The sequence below is a fragment of the Mycobacterium sp. SMC-14 genome (assembly GCF_046250075.1).
Lineage (GTDB): Bacteria > Actinomycetota > Actinomycetes > Mycobacteriales > Mycobacteriaceae > Mycobacterium.
The window spans coordinates 3,000,392-3,017,301 of sequence record NZ_CP176429.1 but is presented as its reverse complement, the minus strand read 5'-3'; the positions used below and the strand labels follow the sequence as shown (position 1 = coordinate 3,017,301).

Annotated in this window: 16 protein-coding genes; 12 read left to right on the top strand and 4 right to left on the bottom strand. The window is 67.8% G+C overall.

The window, feature by feature from the left end; all coding sequences use genetic code 11:
* Window positions 1-2 precede the first annotated feature (2 nt).
* From recG to ACKY0W_RS14205, 3 genes are read left to right on the top strand one after another with little or no spacing between them, the layout of a single operon-like run.
* Window positions 3-2,231, top strand: coding sequence for an ATP-dependent DNA helicase RecG (gene recG / locus ACKY0W_RS14215; protein ID WP_409434587.1), 2,229 nt, complete (start codon window positions 3-5; stop codon window positions 2,229-2,231).
* On the top strand, window positions 2,228-2,941 hold the full coding sequence (locus ACKY0W_RS14210; RefSeq protein ID WP_409434586.1) for an HNH endonuclease family protein: 714 nt from the start codon (window positions 2,228-2,230) through the stop codon (window positions 2,939-2,941). Before recG ends, ACKY0W_RS14210 begins: the two co-directional genes overlap by 4 nt.
* Window positions 2,942-2,949: 8 nt before the next feature.
* Window positions 2,950-3,543, top strand: a complete 594-nt coding sequence (locus ACKY0W_RS14205; RefSeq protein ID WP_409434585.1) for a GNAT family N-acetyltransferase — start codon at window positions 2,950-2,952, stop codon at window positions 3,541-3,543.
* Between the two features lie 24 nt (window positions 3,544-3,567).
* Here the strand turns inward: ACKY0W_RS14205 and ACKY0W_RS14200 are convergent, their stop codons facing one another.
* Together ACKY0W_RS14200 and ACKY0W_RS14195 are read right to left on the bottom strand one after the other, a co-directional pair.
* A complete protein-coding gene (locus ACKY0W_RS14200) occupies window positions 3,568-4,407 on the bottom strand; it encodes an aldo/keto reductase (protein WP_409434584.1) in 840 nt (279 codons plus the stop codon).
* 1 nt (window position 4,408) lies between these two features.
* A complete protein-coding gene (locus ACKY0W_RS14195; RefSeq protein WP_409434583.1) occupies window positions 4,409-5,254 on the bottom strand; it encodes an aldo/keto reductase in 846 nt (281 codons plus the stop codon).
* On the opposite strand from ACKY0W_RS14195, the gene ACKY0W_RS14190 reads away from it, so the two are divergent.
* The 6 genes from ACKY0W_RS14190 (at window position 5,253) to coaD (ending at window position 12,237) form a co-directional block, all read left to right on the top strand.
* On the top strand, window positions 5,253-6,356 hold the full coding sequence (locus ACKY0W_RS14190; RefSeq protein ID WP_409434582.1) for an alpha/beta hydrolase: 1,104 nt from the start codon (window positions 5,253-5,255) through the stop codon (window positions 6,354-6,356). The genes ACKY0W_RS14195 and ACKY0W_RS14190 overlap by 2 nt on opposite strands.
* Before the next feature lie 65 nt (window positions 6,357-6,421).
* The gene (locus ACKY0W_RS14185; RefSeq protein WP_406757377.1) at window positions 6,422-7,177 is read left to right on the top strand and encodes a DsbA family protein; all 756 of its coding nucleotides are present in this window, start codon (window positions 6,422-6,424) and stop codon (window positions 7,175-7,177) included.
* 2 nt (window positions 7,178-7,179) lie between these two features.
* Window positions 7,180-7,791: a vitamin K epoxide reductase family protein gene (locus ACKY0W_RS14180; RefSeq protein WP_409437787.1), complete on the top strand. Its 612-nt coding sequence runs from the start codon at window positions 7,180-7,182 to the stop codon at window positions 7,789-7,791.
* 8 nt (window positions 7,792-7,799) lie between these two features.
* Complete coding sequence (locus ACKY0W_RS14175; protein ID WP_409434581.1) at window positions 7,800-11,183, top strand: pyruvate carboxylase; 3,384 nt, start codon at window positions 7,800-7,802, stop codon at window positions 11,181-11,183.
* Complete coding sequence (rsmD, locus tag ACKY0W_RS14170; protein ID WP_409437786.1) at window positions 11,180-11,734, top strand: 16S rRNA (guanine(966)-N(2))-methyltransferase RsmD; 555 nt, start codon at window positions 11,180-11,182, stop codon at window positions 11,732-11,734. Before ACKY0W_RS14175 ends, rsmD begins: the two co-directional genes overlap by 4 nt.
* Before the next feature lie 23 nt (window positions 11,735-11,757).
* Window positions 11,758-12,237 (top strand): pantetheine-phosphate adenylyltransferase, encoded by a 480-nt coding sequence (gene coaD / locus ACKY0W_RS14165; RefSeq protein ID WP_406757375.1) that lies wholly within the window; start codon window positions 11,758-11,760, stop codon window positions 12,235-12,237.
* Window positions 12,238-12,249: 12 nt separating this feature from the next.
* Here the strand turns inward: coaD and ACKY0W_RS14160 are convergent, their stop codons facing one another.
* Window positions 12,250-12,876, bottom strand: coding sequence for a TetR/AcrR family transcriptional regulator (locus ACKY0W_RS14160; RefSeq protein WP_409434580.1), 627 nt, complete (start codon window positions 12,874-12,876; stop codon window positions 12,250-12,252).
* Between the two features lie 111 nt (window positions 12,877-12,987).
* On the opposite strand from ACKY0W_RS14160, the gene ACKY0W_RS14155 reads away from it, so the two are divergent.
* Genes ACKY0W_RS14155 through ACKY0W_RS14145 form a run of 3 tightly spaced genes read left to right on the top strand, consistent with a single transcriptional unit; the run spans window position 12,988 to window position 16,342 of the window.
* Window positions 12,988-13,746 (top strand): DUF1989 domain-containing protein, encoded by a 759-nt coding sequence (locus ACKY0W_RS14155; RefSeq protein WP_409434579.1) that lies wholly within the window; start codon window positions 12,988-12,990, stop codon window positions 13,744-13,746.
* Window positions 13,743-14,360 (top strand): urea amidolyase associated protein UAAP2, encoded by a 618-nt coding sequence (locus ACKY0W_RS14150; protein WP_409434578.1) that lies wholly within the window; start codon window positions 13,743-13,745, stop codon window positions 14,358-14,360. Before ACKY0W_RS14155 ends, ACKY0W_RS14150 begins: the two co-directional genes overlap by 4 nt.
* Complete coding sequence (locus ACKY0W_RS14145; RefSeq protein WP_409434577.1) at window positions 14,357-16,342, top strand: 5-oxoprolinase/urea amidolyase family protein; 1,986 nt, start codon at window positions 14,357-14,359, stop codon at window positions 16,340-16,342. The genes ACKY0W_RS14150 and ACKY0W_RS14145 overlap by 4 nt, the downstream gene beginning before the upstream one ends.
* Here the strand turns inward: ACKY0W_RS14145 and ACKY0W_RS14140 are convergent.
* Window positions 16,339-16,893 (bottom strand): DUF4334 domain-containing protein, encoded by a 555-nt coding sequence (locus ACKY0W_RS14140; RefSeq protein WP_409434576.1) that lies wholly within the window; start codon window positions 16,891-16,893, stop codon window positions 16,339-16,341. The genes ACKY0W_RS14145 and ACKY0W_RS14140 overlap by 4 nt on opposite strands.
* Window positions 16,894-16,910 lie beyond the last annotated feature (17 nt).

Genomic DNA, 16,910 nt, shown 5'->3' with positions numbered 1-16,910 from the left:
CGATGGTGACGCTGGCTGACCGGCTGGATTTCATCGTCGGCTCTGATGCCGCCGACAAACTCGACGAATGCTTCGGCATCCGCACCGTCGGAGACCTGCTGCGGCACTACCCGCGCAGCTACGTCGAAGGCACCGGGGTGCGCGGCGCGGCGGACAGTCGCCCCGCCGAAGGCGACCACATCACCATCGTCGACACCATTAGTTCAGCGGTGCTCAAAGACATGCAGCGGCGCAACGGCAAATACCTCGCTGTCACCGTCGGTAGCGGCCGCAACAAGGTCAGTGCGACGTTCTTCAACCCCAAAGGCCTGCGCTGGCGGTTGACCCCGGGCACCCGGGTGATGCTGTCCGGGGAGGTCAAGCTGTTTCGGGGTGCGATCCAGCTCACCCATCCGGACTTCCTGGTACTCAAGGAAGCCGACGATGCCGCGCAGGAACGCAACTTCGGCAGCAGTTCGCTGCGCAACATCGCCGATGCATCGCAAAAAGTCAGCGGGCAGATCAACCAGTCGGACTTCGAGCGCAGCTGCTACCCGATCTATCCGGCGACCGCGAAACTGCAGAGCTGGGACATCTTCGCCTGCGTGCGGCAGGTGCTCGACATGCTCGATCCGGTTCCGGACCCGCTACCGACAGCGGTGCGCACCGAACGGGGACTGCTCGGCGAAGACGACGCGCTGCGCGCGATCCACCTGTCGGAGAACGCCGCCGAACGGGACCGCGCCCGGGCTCGGCTGGCCGTCGACGAAGCGTTCGGTCTGCAATGGGCGTTGGCGATGCGCCGCAACGGTGAACTGTCCGAATCCGGGTCACCGGCACCGCGCCGCGACAACGGGATGGTCGCAGAACTGCTGCGGCGGCTGCCGTTCGAGCTGACCACCGGACAACGCGAAGTGCTCGGCGTGCTCGAAGGTGAACTGGCCGCCAGCCGCCCGATGAATCGGCTGCTGCAGGGCGAGGTCGGCTCGGGCAAGACGATCGTCGCGCTGCTGGCGATGCTGCAGCTGGTCGATGCCGGCTATCAGTGCGCCCTGTTGGCGCCCACCGAAGTCCTTGCTGCCCAACATGCCCGATCGATACGCGACATGCTCGGGCCGCTGGCGCTCGGCGGTCAGCTGGGCGGGGCCGACAATGCCACCGCGGTGGCGCTGCTCACCGGCTCGATGTCCGCGGCCGCCAAGAAGCAGGCTCGTGCCGAGATCGCCAGCGGCCGGGCCGGCATCGTCGTGGGCACTCACGCCCTGCTGGTTGATGCGGTCGAATTCGACAACCTGGGCATGGTGGTCGTCGACGAACAACATCGATTCGGCGTCGAGCAGCGAGATCAGTTGCGCGCCAAAGCGCCCGACGGCATCACTCCGCACCTGCTGGTGATGACCGCCACTCCGATTCCGCGCACGGTGGCGCTCACCGTATACGGCGATCTGGAGACCTCCACGTTGCGCGAGCTGCCCCGCGGCCGCCAGCCGATCGCGAGTTCGGTGATCTTCGTCAAGGAGCAGCCGACCTGGCTGGATCGGGCTTGGGCGCGGATCCGCGAGGAGGTGGCGGACGGAAGGCAGGCCTACGTGGTAGCACCCCGCATCGACGAGACCGACGAGCCGAGCAAACCCGGTTCAGCAGATGAGGGCGGCCGGACCTCGGCCACCGCGGTGGGGTTGTTCGATCAGCTGCGGGCCGGGCCGCTGTCGGGGCTGCGGCTGGGCTTGATGCACGGGCGGCTGACCGGGGACGAGAAGGACGCGGTGATGACGGCGTTCCGCAGCGGTGCGGTCGACGTGCTGGTCTGCACCACGGTCATCGAGGTCGGTGTCGACGTACCCAATGCCACCGTCATGCTGATTGCCGACGCCGACTGGTTCGGCATCAGCCAGCTGCATCAGCTTCGCGGCCGGATCGGCCGCGGCCAGCACGCCAGCCTCTGCCTGCTGGTGACCTCCAGCGGTCCTGGGTCCAAGGCGGGTCAGCGTCTGAAGGCTGTCGCTGGAACCCTGGACGGATTCGCCTTGGCCGATCTGGATCTGGCCGAGCGTGGTGAGGGAGATGTGTTGGGCCGCAACCAGTCCGGTTGGCGAGGCGGCCTCAAGCTACTGTCGCTGGCCGACCACGGCGAAGTGATCGAGGCGGCCCGGTCGTGGTGCAACAAGGCCTGGGAAGCCAACCCGGATGATCCCGGATTGGCCACGCTCGCCGCGTATTTCACCGATATCGACTACCTGGACAAATCATGACCAGTCGTAAAGCCCTGCTGTGGCTGGCCGTGGTGGCGGTGCTGGCCGTGGTCGTCGCCTACCAGACCGTGTCGGCCGTAGGTAGGAGCAGCCGTGCCCTGGCAGCGCAGGCCGGCATGCCCACGGTGGCGGCCGGCACCGACGTCTTGGCGGGCATCACGGTGGTTCCAGCCCGCACCCACCGCTACGACTACCGCCGGCCGCTGTTCGGCGATGCCTGGGATGACGACAACGATGCGCCGGGCGGGCACAACGGCTGCGACACCCGCAACGACATCCTCAACCGGGATCTGGTGGACATCACGCACGTGTCGACCAAACGCTGCGCCGACGCGGTCGCCACCGGAACCCTGCACGACCCCTACACCAACGCCGTCGTCGCCTTCACCCGCGGCGCGAAGATCGGTGAGGCGGTGCAGATCGACCACATCGTGCCGCTGGCGTACGCCTGGGACATGGGGGCCTCCGCCTGGCCCTATCGCCAGCGGGTGCGCTTCGCCAACGACCCCGCCAACCTGCTGGCGGTCGCCGGGCAGGGCAACCAGGACAAGGGCGACGCGGGGCCTGGGCAGTGGATGCCGCCCAATAAATCGTTCGCGTGCCAGTACGCCGTCGCCTACATTTCGGTCCTGCGGGGCTACGCGCTGCGTCTCGATCAGCCGTCAGCCGACGTGCTGCGTGAGGCAGCGGCCACCTGCCCGACCGGATAGGGGAGCCGATGACGATCGACCACTGGCGTACCGCGCCCACGCTGTCCGGCGAGCATGTGCTACTGCGGCCGACCGTGCTCGCCGATGTCGGCGGACTGGCCCGCGCGTTCGACACCGAGTGCACCCGCTACTTCCTCTACGGCCAGCACTCCGAGCCGCCCACCGAAGCCTCGGTGTCCGCGGCACTGGCTTCCGACCATCAGGTGTTGACTCAGATCGAGGTCGGCACCGGCGAGATCGTCGGGACGACATCGCTGTACGACATGAGCGAGGTGGACCGCCGGGTGACGGTGGGCAGCACCTGGTTGGCTCAGCGGGTCCGCGGGTCGGCGGTCAACTCCGAGTCGAAACTGCTGCTGCTCGACCACTGCTTCTGCGCGCTGGGCGCGGGACGGGTGCAGTTCAACGTCGACAACCTCAATGAGCGCTCGCAGCGCGCGGTGCAGGCCATCGGCGCCACCCGGGAGGGTGAGCTGCGCAAGCACGCCCGGCGCCGCGACGGATCCTGGCGCACCACGATCGTCTACTCGGTGATCGGGCAGGAGTGGCCGCAAGCGCGGGCCCGGTTGGTAGAGCGCATCAACCGGGTGTCGGCGCGCTGACCCGAGTGTGCGGACCAGTTGGGATCAGATGCCGGTGTAGGTCAGCGGGTCTTCCCGCACCCGCGTGCCGTCATTGAGGCCGCCGAGGCTCTCCATGTGCTGGTCGGCCAGCTCGAAGCCGAACACGTCGAGGTTGGCCGCGATGCGCTCCGGCTGAGCCGACCGGGGGATCACCACGTTGCCCAGTTGCAGGCTCCACCGGATCAGCACCTGTGCCGGGGTCTTGCCGTACTCCCCGGCGATCGCCGTCACGGTCGGGTGCTCGAGCAACCGACCGACCGCCAGCGGGCTGTAGGCCTGCGTGATGATGCCGCGTTCGGCGTTGGCGGCACGCAGCTCGGCTTGGTTGAGCAGCGGGTGCAGCTCGATCTGGTTCACCGACGGCGTCTCGAACGCCAGGTCGATCACATCGTCGAGGTGTTCGGCGGTGAAGTTGCACACCCCGATGGACCGGGCCAGTCCCAGCTCCCGGGCCTGGATCAGCCCGCCGTAGCTGTCGACGTACATGCCCAGCGACGGAGCCGGCCAGTGGACCAGGTACAGGTCCACATAGTCCATGCCGAGCCGCTCCAGGCTGGCCTTGCAGGCTTCGATGGCGGCGGTCAGTCCCTGGTCGGCGTTGGCCAGCTTGGTGGTGACGAACACCTCCTCACGCGGGATCCCCGACGCGGCGATCGCCCGGCCCACCGCGGCCTCGTTGCCGTACACCTTGGCGGTGTCGATCAACCGGCAGCCCAGCTCAAGCGCGGTCGAGACCGCACGCTCGGTTTCGGCCTCGGTCAACTCGGCCACCCCGATGCCCAGAGTCGGCATCGAGCGGTCGTCGTTGAGAGTGACGGAGGGGATCGAAGTGCCCGACGTCATTTCACCTACCTGTGTAATCGAATGTTCGCGGATCCGGTCCCAATCGGGCGCCGTCGTCGAGCGAGGATATCTCGGCCATCTCTGCTGCGCCGAGTTCGAAGTCGAAGACGTCGAAGTTGCCGACGATGCGCTCCGGGTGCACCGATTTCGGAATCACGATATTACCCAGTTGGATATGCCACCGAATCAGCACCTGCGCCGGTGTCTTATCGCAACGCCGCGCCACCTCGGTAACCGTCGGATGGGCCAACAGCGAACCTCGGCCCAGCGGTGCCCAGGCTTCGGTGGCGATCCCGAGGCGGGCGTGCACCTCACGCAGGTCGGGCTGGCTGAAGCGCGGGTGCAACTCGACCTGGTTGACGACTGGAACGATCCCGGTTCCGTCGATGAGCATCTCGAGGTGCTCGGGTGCGAAGTTGCTCACCCCTATCGAGCGGATCCGGCCCTGATCTCGCAGGTGAGCCAACGCCCGGAAGGTCTCGACGAACTTTCCGCGTGCCGGCAGCGGCCAATGGATCAGGTACAGGTCCAGAAATTCGAGGCCGAGGCGGTCCATGCTCGCCTCGAATGCCCTCAGCGTGGAGTCGTAGCCCTGGTCGGAGTTCCACACTTTGGTGACCACATACACCTCGTCGCGCGGCAGCCCGGATGCCCCGACGGCCCGGCCGACCTCACGCTCGTTGTCATACAGGGCCGCGGTGTCGATATGGCGGTATCCGGCAGCCAGTGCGGTGCGCACCGCTTGCTCGGTCTCGGCAGGTGAAATCTTGTAAACCCCGAAACCGACGCTGGGGATGGAATTACCGTCGTTGAGCGTGACCGAACGCAAGCTACCGTCAACAGCCATGACACGAAGTCTGCCAGGCGGCTCCGGTTCCGGCCGGGGAGCGCGATGGACCGACCAGCTGCAGAGCACCGCCATGAGAGTCGGCATGAAAGTGACGCCGCTGCTGCCGATCGGGGTCCAGCGGATGCTGACCGGCGGGCGGTCGGTGGCCATCGATGGAAAGACGTTGGACCCCACCTTGCGGTTGACGCTGGCCGCGCAGCGCGCGATGGGCATCAACGGCTTCGTCATCGGCGACGACGCGGTTGCCTCCCGTGCTCAATTGCGCGAGACGACCGCCGGGCTCGGTGGCGGTGATATCCACGTCGATGTTCGCGACATCGTGGTGCCCGGCCCGGACGGCGACATCGCCGCCCGCCACTACCGGCCGGTCGGCGGTGGCGCCAAGCCGCTGCTGGTCTTCTACCACGGTGGCGGATTCGTGATCGGCAACCTGGACAGCCACGACGCGATCTGCCGGCTGACCTGCCGAGACGGCGACATCGCGGTGCTTTCGGTCGACTACCGGCTGGCGCCCGAGCACCCCGCACCGGCAGCGCTCGACGATGCCTTTGCGGCATTTCGATGGGCACACGACCACGCCGCTGAGCTGGGCGGGATTCCCGGACGGATCGCGGTCGGTGGGGACAGCGCCGGCGGCAACCTGGCCGCAGCAGTGGCGCTGCTGGCCCGTGACGGCGGGGGACCGGCACCCATCCTGCAGTGGTTGATCTACCCGGTCACCGACTGCACCGCCCAAACCCGCTCGCGCACCCTCTATGGCGACGGATTTCTGCTGACCAAGCACGACATCGACTGGTTCACCGACCAGTACGTGGGCCGCTCGCAGCTTGACCCGACCGACCCGCGGGTATCGCCGTTGCTGGCCGGCGACCTGTCGGGCTTGCCACCCGCACTGGTGGCCGTAGCCGGTTTCGACCCGCTGCACGACGAAGGCGAAGCGTTCGCGAAAGCCCTGCGCGAGGCCGGGGTCGTCGTCGACCTGCGGCAGATGCCGTCGTTGACGCATGCCTTCATCAACCTGTTCGGCCTGGGCGGTGGCAGCGCGACCGCCACCGCTGAGTTGATCTCCGCGCTGCGCGCGCACCTCAGCCGCGGCTGAGGTCTAGGACGCACGCCGGTACGCTGAACCGCAAACCGACCACCGAAGACGAGGACCAACCGACTGTGGCCAGCAAACCCAAACGCCCCGGCGTCTCCGGCTTGAGGGCCGGCGACCAGAAACGCAACCTCGCCATGCAGATCGGGTTGGTCGCGATCGTGGTGGTCTTCGCGGTGGGGCTCATCGGCTACATCGTGGTGTCCAACGGCCACAAGAAGGGCGCTGGCGCCGGTGAGGCGATCCGGGTGACCTCGAGCAAGCTGGTCACCAAGGACGGGACCGATGAGCCCAAGGCCGTGCTGGCGTTCTACGAGGACTTCCTCTGCCCGGCCTGCGGCAACCTCGAGCGGGCATTCGGCCCGACGGTGTCCCGGCTGATCGACAGCGGGGCGATCGCCGCCGACTACCACATGGTCGCGATCCTGGACCGGCCGCAGAACGACGACTACTCCTCGCGCGCCGGTGCCGCCGCCTACTGTGTCGCCGACGAGAACAACGACGCCTTCCGTCGGTTCCACACCGCGCTCTACACCGAGCAGCTGCAGCCGTCGGAGATCGGTACGGAGTTCCCCGACAACAAGCGCCTGATCGAGCTTGCCCGCCAGGCCGGCGCCGCCGGCGGCGTTCCGGCGTGCATCAACAGCGGGAAGTACCTCAAGATGGTCGGCGGTATGGCTGCCGCCGCGGGCATACACGCCACCCCCACCCTGCGTATCAACGGCGAGGACTACCGCCCCTCGACTCCGGAGGCGCTGGTCTCCAAGATCCGTGAGATCGTCGGTGACGTGCCGGGCATGGCCGCACCGGCCCAGGAGTCGTGACCATCGCGGCTTCGGCCGTCGAACCCGAACCGCCCGAGCAGGCGGTACCGGTGGCGACGCCCCGGGCCTGGGCGGTGCTGATCGGCGGAATCATCGGGCTGGCCGCCTCGATCACGCTGACCGTCGAGAAGATCGAGCTGCTGATCGACTCGGGCTACGTGCCGTCGTGCAACCTCAACCCGGTGTTGTCCTGCGGATCGGTCATGGTCACCCCGCAGGCGTCGGTGCTGGGTTTCCCCAATCCCTTGATGGGGATCGTGGCATTCACTGTGGTGGTGGTGGCCGGTGTGCTGGCGGTGGCGAAAGTGCCTCTGCCGCGGTGGTATTGGACCGGGATGACGCTCGGCACGCTGGTCGGTGCGGGGTTCGTGCACTGGCTGATCTTCCAGAGCCTCTACCGGATCGGCGCACTGTGCCCGTACTGCATGGTGGTCTGGGCGGTCACGCTGTGCCTGCTGGTGATATTCGCAGCCCTAGCATCTGAGCAGGGTGGTATACGCAAAAATTTGCAGCATTTGCACCGATGGCGTTGGACCATCGCTGCGTTATGGTTTATCGCGTTATTTCTGTTGATATTTATTCGGTTTCAGGATTACTGGATAACGCTGCTGTAGGGGTGGAAGTGATCTCCAAAGTGCTGGTTGCGAACCGTGGGGAGATCGCTGTCCGCGCGTTCCGGGCCGCCTGCGAACTCGGGGTCGGCACCGTGGCCGTCTACCCCTACGAGGACCGCAACTCGCTGCACCGGCTCAAGGCCGACGAGTCCTACCAGATCGGCGAAGAGGGCCATCCGGTACGCGCGTACCTGTCAGTCGATGAGATCGTCGGCACCGCGGTGCGGTGCGGGGCCGACGCCGTCTACCCCGGATACGGATTCCTTTCGGAGAATCCGCAACTGGCGCAGGCTTGCGCGGACGCGGGCATCACCTTCGTCGGTCCCAGCGCGGCCGTGCTGGCGCTGACCGGCAACAAGTCCCGCGCGGTGGCCGCCGCGCGGGAGGCGGGACTGCCGGTGCTGGCGTCGTCGGCGCCGTCGTCCTCGGTGGCGGAACTGCTCGCCGCAGCCCAAGACATGACCTTCCCGCTGTTCGTCAAGGCGGTCGCCGGTGGCGGTGGGCGCGGGATGCGGCGGGTCGCCGACATCGACGCGCTGGCCGATGCGGTGGAAGCGGCCAGCCGGGAAGCGGATTCGGCGTTCGGCGACCCACACGTCTACCTCGAGCAGGCGGTACTCAACCCGCGCCACATCGAGGTGCAGATCCTGGCCGACAACCACGGCAACGTGATCCACCTCTACGAGCGCGACTGCAGCGTGCAGCGCCGGCATCAGAAGGTCGTCGAATTGGCGCCGGCGCCGAACCTCGATCCGGCGCTGCGGATGAAGATCTGCTCGGACGCCGTCGCTTTCGCGCGTCATATCGGCTACACCTGCGCGGGCACCGTGGAGTTCTTGGTCGACGAACGCGGCCACCACGTGTTCATCGAGATGAATCCGCGCATCCAGGTGGAGCACACCGTCACCGAGGAGATCACCGACGTCGACCTGGTGTCGTCACAGCTGCGGATTGCGGCCGGCGAATCGCTGGCGGACCTGGGCCTGTCCCAGGATGCGATCACGCTGCACGGTGCGGCGCTGCAATGCCGGATCACCACCGAGGACCCGGCCAACGGATTCCGGCCCGACACCGGCCGGATCAGCGCGTACCGCAGCCCGGGCGGGGCCGGGATCCGGCTGGACGGCGGCACCAACCTGGGTGCGGAGATCAGCGCCCACTTCGACTCGATGCTGGTCAAGCTGACCTGTCGCGGCAAGGATTTCCCCACCGCGGTGAAGCGGGCGCGGCGGGCGATCGCGGAGTTCCGGATCCGCGGGGTGGCCACCAACATCCCGTTCCTGCAGGCCGTGCTCGATGATCCCGATTTCTCCGCCGGGCGTATCACGACCTCGTTCATCGACGAGCGCCCGCAGTTGCTGACCGCGCGGTCCTCGGCCGATCGCGGCACCAAGATCTTGAACTACCTGGCGGACGTCACCGTCAACAGTCCGCACGGTACCCGGCCGTCGGCGGTATACCCGCGCGACAAGCTGCCCGAGCTGGATCTGTCGGTGCCGCCGCCGTCGGGCTCCAAGCAGCGGCTGGTCGAGCTGGGCCCGGAGGGCTTCGCCGGCTGGCTGCGGGAGTCGCCGGCCTTGCAGGTCACCGACACCACGTTCCGGGATGCCCACCAGTCGCTGTTGGCCACCCGGGTCCGCACGAGCGGATTGGTCAAGGTGGCGCCGTATGTGGCCCACACCATGCCGCAACTGCTGTCGGTCGAGTGCTGGGGCGGCGCGACTTACGATGTGGCGCTGCGGTTTCTGAAGGAAGATCCCTGGGAGCGGCTGGCTGCGCTGCGTGAGGCGCTGCCCAACGTCTGCCTGCAGATGCTGCTGCGCGGTCGCAACACCGTCGGCTACACCCCCTATCCGGAGCTGGTGACCTCGGCGTTCGTCCAGGAGGCGACCGAGACCGGCATTGACATCTTCCGGATCTTCGATGCACTCAACAACGTCGACTCGATGATTCCGGCCATCGATGCGGTGCGCGAAACCGGCAGTGCGGTAGCCGAAGTCGCCATGTGTTACACCGGGGATCTGAGCAGTCCGGGCGAGACGCTCTACACGCTGGACTACTACCTGCGGCTCGCCGAGCAGATCGTGAACGCCGGCGCCCATGTGCTGGCCATCAAGGACATGGCGGGACTGTTGCGCCCCGCTGCGGCAACCACATTGGTGAAAGCGCTGCGCAGTCGCTTCGACCTGCCGATCCACGTACACACCCACGACACCGCGGGTGGTCAGCTGGCCAGCTACGTCGCGGCCTGGCAGGCCGGGGCGGACGCCGTCGATGGCGCGGCCGCCCCGCTTGCGGGCACCACCAGCCAGCCGGCGGTGAGTTCGATCATCGCCGCGGCAGCGCACACCGACTACGACACCGGGATCTCGCTGGATGCGGTGGGCGACTTGGAGCCGTACTGGGAAGCGCTGCGAAAGGTGTACGCGCCGTTCGAGTCCGGACTGCCGGCGCCGACCGGGCGGGTGTACCACCATGAGATTCCCGGTGGTCAGCTGTCCAACCTGCATCAGCAGGCCAAGGCGCTGGGGTTGGCGGACCGGTTCGAAGACGTCGAGACCAACTATGCCGCCGCGGACGCCGTACTGGGCCGGCTGATCAAGGTGACCCCGAGCTCGAAGGTGGTCGGCGATCTGGCACTGGCCCTGGTCGGAGCGGGCGTGACTGCCGACGAGTTCGCCGCCGACCCGTCCCGAGTCGACATCCCGGACTCGGTGATCGGCTTCCTGCGCGGCGAGCTGGGCGACCCGGCCGGTGGCTGGCCGGAGCCGTTGCGGACCAAGGCGCTGGAGGGTCGCGGCCCGGCACGGGAGATGCAGCAGCTCTCGGCCGACGACGAGGCAGTGCTGGCTCGGTCCGGACCGGAACGCCAGGCCCGGCTGAATCGCCTGCTGTTCCCCGGCCCCACAAAGGAATTCGAGTCGCATCGGGAGCTCTACGGCGACATTTCGCGTTTGTCGGCCAACCAGTTTTTCTACGGCCTGCGTCAAGGCGAGGAACACCGGGTCAAGCTGGAGCGCGGGGTGGAGCTGCTGATCGGGCTCGAGGCCATCTCCGAGCCGGATGAACGCGGCATGCGGACCGTGATGTGCATCATCAACGGTCAACTGCGGCCGGTCGAGGTGCGTGACCGCAGCATCGCCAGCGAAGTGCCGGTTGCCGAAAAGGCCGACCGCACCAAGCCGGGCCATGTCGCGGCACCGTTTGCCGGTGTGGTCACCATCGGGGTTTCCGAGGGGGAGAAGGTCACCGCCGGACAGACCGTGGCCACCATCGAGGCAATGAAGATGGAGGCGGCCATCACCGCGCCGGCCGACGGCACCGTCACGCGGGTGGCCGTTGCCGAGACCGCGCAGGTCGAGGGCGGTGACCTGCTGGTGGTGCTGAGCTGACCCGCATCGTCGGCGGTGCAGTCGGTGGACGACGCCTCGCCGTGCCACCGCGTGGCACCCGGCCAACCACCGATCGGGTGCGCGAGGCGCTGTTCAATGTGCTCGATTCCCGGATGGATCTGACCGGGATGACGGTGTTGGACCTATACGCGGGTTCGGGGGCTCTCGGCTTGGAGGCGTTGTCTCGCGGCGCCGCATCGGCGGTGTTCGTCGAATCGGACCGCCGCGCTGCCGATGTGCTGGCCGCCAATATTGCCGCACTCGGGCTGGCCGGCGCCGTGCTGCGCCGCGGCACGGTGGCCGCGGTGCTGGCCGGGGGAACCGAGACGCCGGTGGATCTGGTGCTGGCCGATCCGCCCTACGACGTCGATGCCGCCACGATCGACGCGCTGCCGGGATTGCTGGTCGCCGGCGGCTGGGCGGGACCGGGCACGGTCGTGATGATCGAACGGGCCGCCTCCAGCCCCGCGGTGGGCTGGCCACCGGGCTGGGAATCCTGGCCCTCGCGCCGTTACGGCGACACCCGGCTGGAGCTGGCCGAGCTGGAGTAGCCCGGCTGCTAGCGTCGAGCACTATGAGTGGCGCGGTATGCCCCGGTTCCTTTGACCCGGTGACGTTGGGACACGTCGACATCCTGGAGCGCGCGGCCGCCCAGTTCGACGAGGTGGTGGCCGCCGTGCTGGTCAATCCCGCCAAGAAGGGCATGTTCACCCTGGACGAGCGTCTCGAGATGATCGCCGAAGCCACCGCGCATCTTCCCAACGTACGTGCGGAGTCGGGCCAGGGTTTGGTGGTCGACTTCGTCCGCGAGCGTGAGCTGACCGCGATCGTCAAGGGCCTGCGCACCGGTACCGACTTCGAGTACGAGCTGCAGATGGCCCAGATGAACAAGCACATCGCCGGTGTCGACACGTTTTTCGTGGCGACCACGCCGCGGTATTCGTTTGTGTCGTCGTCGCTGGCAAAGGAAGTGGCGTCGATGGGTGGCGATGTCTCAGACCTGTTGCCCGAGCCGGTGAACCGCAGACTGGCCGCCAAGCTGGCCGGCCGCTGAACAGGTTGCTGCCTACTGCGGCTGCCACCCCAGACGGTGCCCGGTCGAGGTGCGCATCGCGGTGAACCCGCCGGCGCAGCCCAATACCCGTAGCGCCGCTTCGGCAATCGTCCACGGATAATCCGGCGGGCAGGAGCCGTCGTCGGAACGGCGGTTGATCACCGCCTCCACCAACCGGAACGGCAGATCGTCGGCGTCCGAGGCGCCGTCGTGGTCGGCGATCACCGCGCGCGACAACTCGTGATAGTGGTCGCGCAACTCTCCCCGGCGTCGGCGGAATGCGGCGAAGCGCTCGAGGCGAAGCTCAGGGAGCAGATACAGGGTGCCCAGATTCCAGGCACCGCCGCACAATTGCGCGGTATCGGCGACCACAAGGGTGTGCAGCCGGGGCGCGCTCGGTCCGCCCTCGGCCAGCAGCTCGGCGGCCAGCTGCACGGAGTTCTCGACGGTGTCGGCCAGCAGGGCGTCGAGGATGTCGTCCTTGGCGGCGAAGTGGTGATACAGCGAGGCCTGCCGAATCCCGACGCTGTCGGCGATCCGCCGGGTCGAGGTCGCGGCGTAGCCGACGGTGGTGAACAACTCCGCCGCGGCATCGAGGATCTCGTCGCGGGGGCTGCGGCCCGGCCTGCTGGAAGCCACCAGCCGGGGACGTCCTCGTCGATCGGTCTGCACGCCTTACTGCCTATCACGCGCCGAGGCCGGGCGCGCTAAAAACTATCAGTTGATAGAAAATGTGCTAGCTTCCTGGTCATGGACAATCCACGCACCGATTCCACCGACGGGGCGCGTACCCATGCCCGCGCGCAGGCGCAGCAGGCAACGCCGCGCGTCCCGGCGACTCCCGATGACGTCGACCCCTCGACGCTGGTCTGGGCGGAATCGATCCCGCCGAACGGCTACACCACCAAGGTGCTCGCCCGGGGCAGCCGGATTCGGCTGATCGACGTCGACGGCGGGGCGTGCGCGCACCTGCTGCTGTACCGGGCCGAGGCGCCCTGGGAACGGCTCAATGTCGCCGACACCATGAAGGTGCCGTGGCAGGCCTACCTCGGTGTCGGTCACCCCCTGTTGTCCGATCAGGGCCGGATACTGGCCACCGTCGTCGCCGACTCCTCGGGGCGCCACGACCTGCTCTGCGGCCCGGACGCCACCGGCCGCCAACTGCTGCTGCTCGCCGCGATCAAGCAGGGCATGGATATTCGGGACGTGGCGCCGTCGGTGTCGCTGTTCCGCGGCGTGCGTGTCGACCCCGTCAGCGGCGCACTGGAATTCACCGGGTCGGTGGGCGCGGGTGCGGCGGTTGACCTGCTGGTCCACCTGCCGGTGGTAATGGTGCTGGCCAACACCGCGCACCCGCTGGATCCCAAGCCTCCCGCTACCGAACTGGACGTGCTCGGCTGGCAGGCCGGCGAGCAGTTGGCCGACCTGACCAACCAGGACCCGGAATACCTGCGAGCGGTGCAGAACACGGAGGCGGCCTGGGCCGCCGGATCGGGGAAACGCTCATGACGAACCAATCGCAGATCATCTCCGACGAGGTGGTGGCGGCCCGGGCGCCCTGGTCGGCAGTGGTGCGCGCCGGTGACCAGCTGCAGATCATCGACCTGCACGGAAACCAGGCGGTGGACTGCCTGCTCTACGACGCCGCCGACCACACCCGCCGGTACAGCGCCCAGGCCACCGTTACCGCTCAGCGCAACATCTTCTTGAGCACCGGATCGGCGCTGCGCAGCGCCGACGGCGCCGCCCTGATGACCGTCGTCGCAGACGACGTGGGCAACCACGACACCATCGCGGGAGCGTGCTCGCAGGAATCCAACACCCTGCGCTACGGCCATCACACCGCCCACCAGCACGCCTGCGTGGAGAACTTCCTCGCCGAAGGGGCCCGATGGGGCCTGGGCAAGCGCGACATCGTCTCCAATATCAACTGGTTCATGAACGTGCCGGTGGAAGCAGACGGCACGCTGGGCATCGTCGACGGCCTCTCGGCGCCGGGCAAGAGCCTGACCCTGCGCGCCGAGATCGACACCCTGGTTCTGGTGTCAAACTGCCCGCAGATCAACAACCCGTGCAACGGCTTCGACCCGACACCGGTGCGGATGGTGATCACCCGAACATGATCGGCATCGAGGTGGTCTCGCCGGGCATGTTCACCACGGTCCAGGACTGGCCCGGGCGCGTCGGCTACTGGCATATCGGGGTGCCGCCGTCCGGGCCCATGGACGACCTGTCGTTTCGGATCGGCAACCAGGTACTGGGCAATCCCGAAGGTGCCGCCGGTTTGGAATGCACCAAAGCCGGACCTGCCCTGCGCTTTTCGGATCCCGCCTGGGTGTGCATCACCGGCGCCGCGGTGCCGGTCAGCCTAGACGGTGTCCCGGTTGGGCAATGGCAGTCGATCCGGATACCCGCCGGTGGCCTCCTGGAGATCGGCATCATCCCCGGGCCGGGGATGCGCTGCTACGTCCTGGTGGAGGGTGGCATCGCCACACCGGAATTTCTGGGCAGCGCAGCTACTTTCACCCAAGGTGTATTCGGCGGACACCACGGCCGGGCATTGCGCGAATCGGATCGACTCAGCGCCGTCGGCCTGGGCGGCGCCCCGCCGACGCTCACCCGTGCCCCCAGTGAGAGCCAGCCCAGCATCGGCCGGCACTGGGACCTCGCGGTGACCGAGGGGCCACACGCCGCGCCTGAGTTCTTGACCCGCGCCGACATGGACACCTTGATCACCACCGATTACACCGTGCACTTCAATTCCGATCGCACCGGCGTGCGGCTGGTGGGGCCGAAACCACGGTGGGCCCGTCCCGACGGCGGGGACGCCGGCCTGCACCCGTCCAACATTCACGACACCGCCTACAGCATCGGGGCGCTGGACTTCACCGGTGACACCCCGATCCTGCTCGGTCCGGACGGACCCAGCCTGGGCGGGTTCGTCTGCCCGGTGACGGTGGTGCGCGGCGACCGATGGAAACTCGGCCAGCTCTCGCCCGGCGACACGGTGCGCCTGGTGCCGATCCGTGCGGGCCACGCCCCGCCGACGGCAGCGCTGGGTGTGCGCCGGCGCGCGGCATTGCCCGTCGTGGTCTCCCGTTCCGGCGACGGCGACGACGGAGTGCTGCAGCGTTACACCGGCCGCGACGGGACGGCCGTCACATTGCGGCGCGCCGGAGACAATGGCGTGCTGCTCGAATACGGACCGATGACCCTGGATTTGGCGCTACGGGCGCGGGTGCAGGTGCTCTACGACCAACTCCGTCAGCGGGGATTGCCCGGGCTGGCCGAACTGACTCCGGGTGTGCGATCACTGCAGATCCAATTCGACACCGAGCAGTTCTCCTGCGCCGAGGTGACCGACGAGGTGGCAGCCATCGACGACGCGCTGCCGCCCTGCGATGAACTCGTGGTGCCGAGCCGATCGGTACGCCTGCCGCTGAGCTGGGACGACCCCGGTACCCACGAGGCCATTCGCCGCTACATGTACGGCGTGCGCCCCGACGCGCCCTGGTGCCCGTCGAACATCGAGTTCATCAGGCGCATCAACGGCCTCGACGACATCGCGCAGGTGTACGACATCGTGTTCGACGCGCAGTACCTGGTGCTGGGCCTGGGCGACATCTACCTCGGCGCGCCGGTGGCCACCCCGCTGGATCCCCGGCATCGGCTGGTGACCACCAAATACAACCCCGCCCGCACCTGGACCCCGGAGAATGCCGTCGGGATCGGCGGCGCCTACCTGTGCATCTACGGCATCGAGGGGCCCGGCGGCTACCAGTTCGTCGGGCGCACCACCCAGGTGTGGAACCACCGGCATGCCACCGCCGGGCTGTTCGATGCCGAAACCCCTTGGCTGCTGCGCTACTTCGACCGCATCAGCTTCTATCCGGTCGGAGCCGGGGAGCTCCTGGACTTGCGTGCCGACATGGCGGCCGGGCGTGGTCGGGTAGAGATCACCGACGGAGAGTTCTCACTGCCGGCCTACCGCCGATTCCTGGCCGACAACACCGAGAGCATCGCTGGATTCCGGGACCAACAGGTCGCCGCGTTCACCGCGGAGCGCAATGCGTGGCACGACGCCGGCGAAATCGCCAGCGGTTAGGCCAATTTCAGCGAATCGTCGCGGCGCAGCACGAAGAAGTACGGTCGCGACGAGCCCCGCAGGTCCATCGCACCGATCACCGCGTCATCGGAGAGCCGGCGGAAGACGTCGTTGACCGGCGCCTGGTCGTAGACCATCGTGGCGCTGTCGACTCCGCGGAACCGGGTGGTGCGCAGCCGAGCCCGGGGCGCACGGGTCCGCAGCAGTGGCGCCACCGCGTTGATTTGCCGGAGGAACGAGCGGTTCTTCAGCGCCGGCAACTTCGTGGCGAGCCCGAGGACACTGAACGCCAGCACCGGGTTGAACGCCCACAGCGCAGATCCGTCGCGGGTGGGGAACAGCAGCGGATGGACGGTCTCGGCATCGACGAACTGCTTGCCCCACCAGCCGGTGGCGGCCAACAGCCCGTCCATCCGGTGGCCGGTCGGCAGCTCGGAACCATGCCAGGTGCCGACCATGAAATCGGGGTCGACGGCCTCTGCAGCGTCGAAGATCTCACAGGCCTCGGCGGTGGTCGTCGGCACGCTCGAGAACAAGTCCTGGACAGCCATGCGCAACACCGTACTCG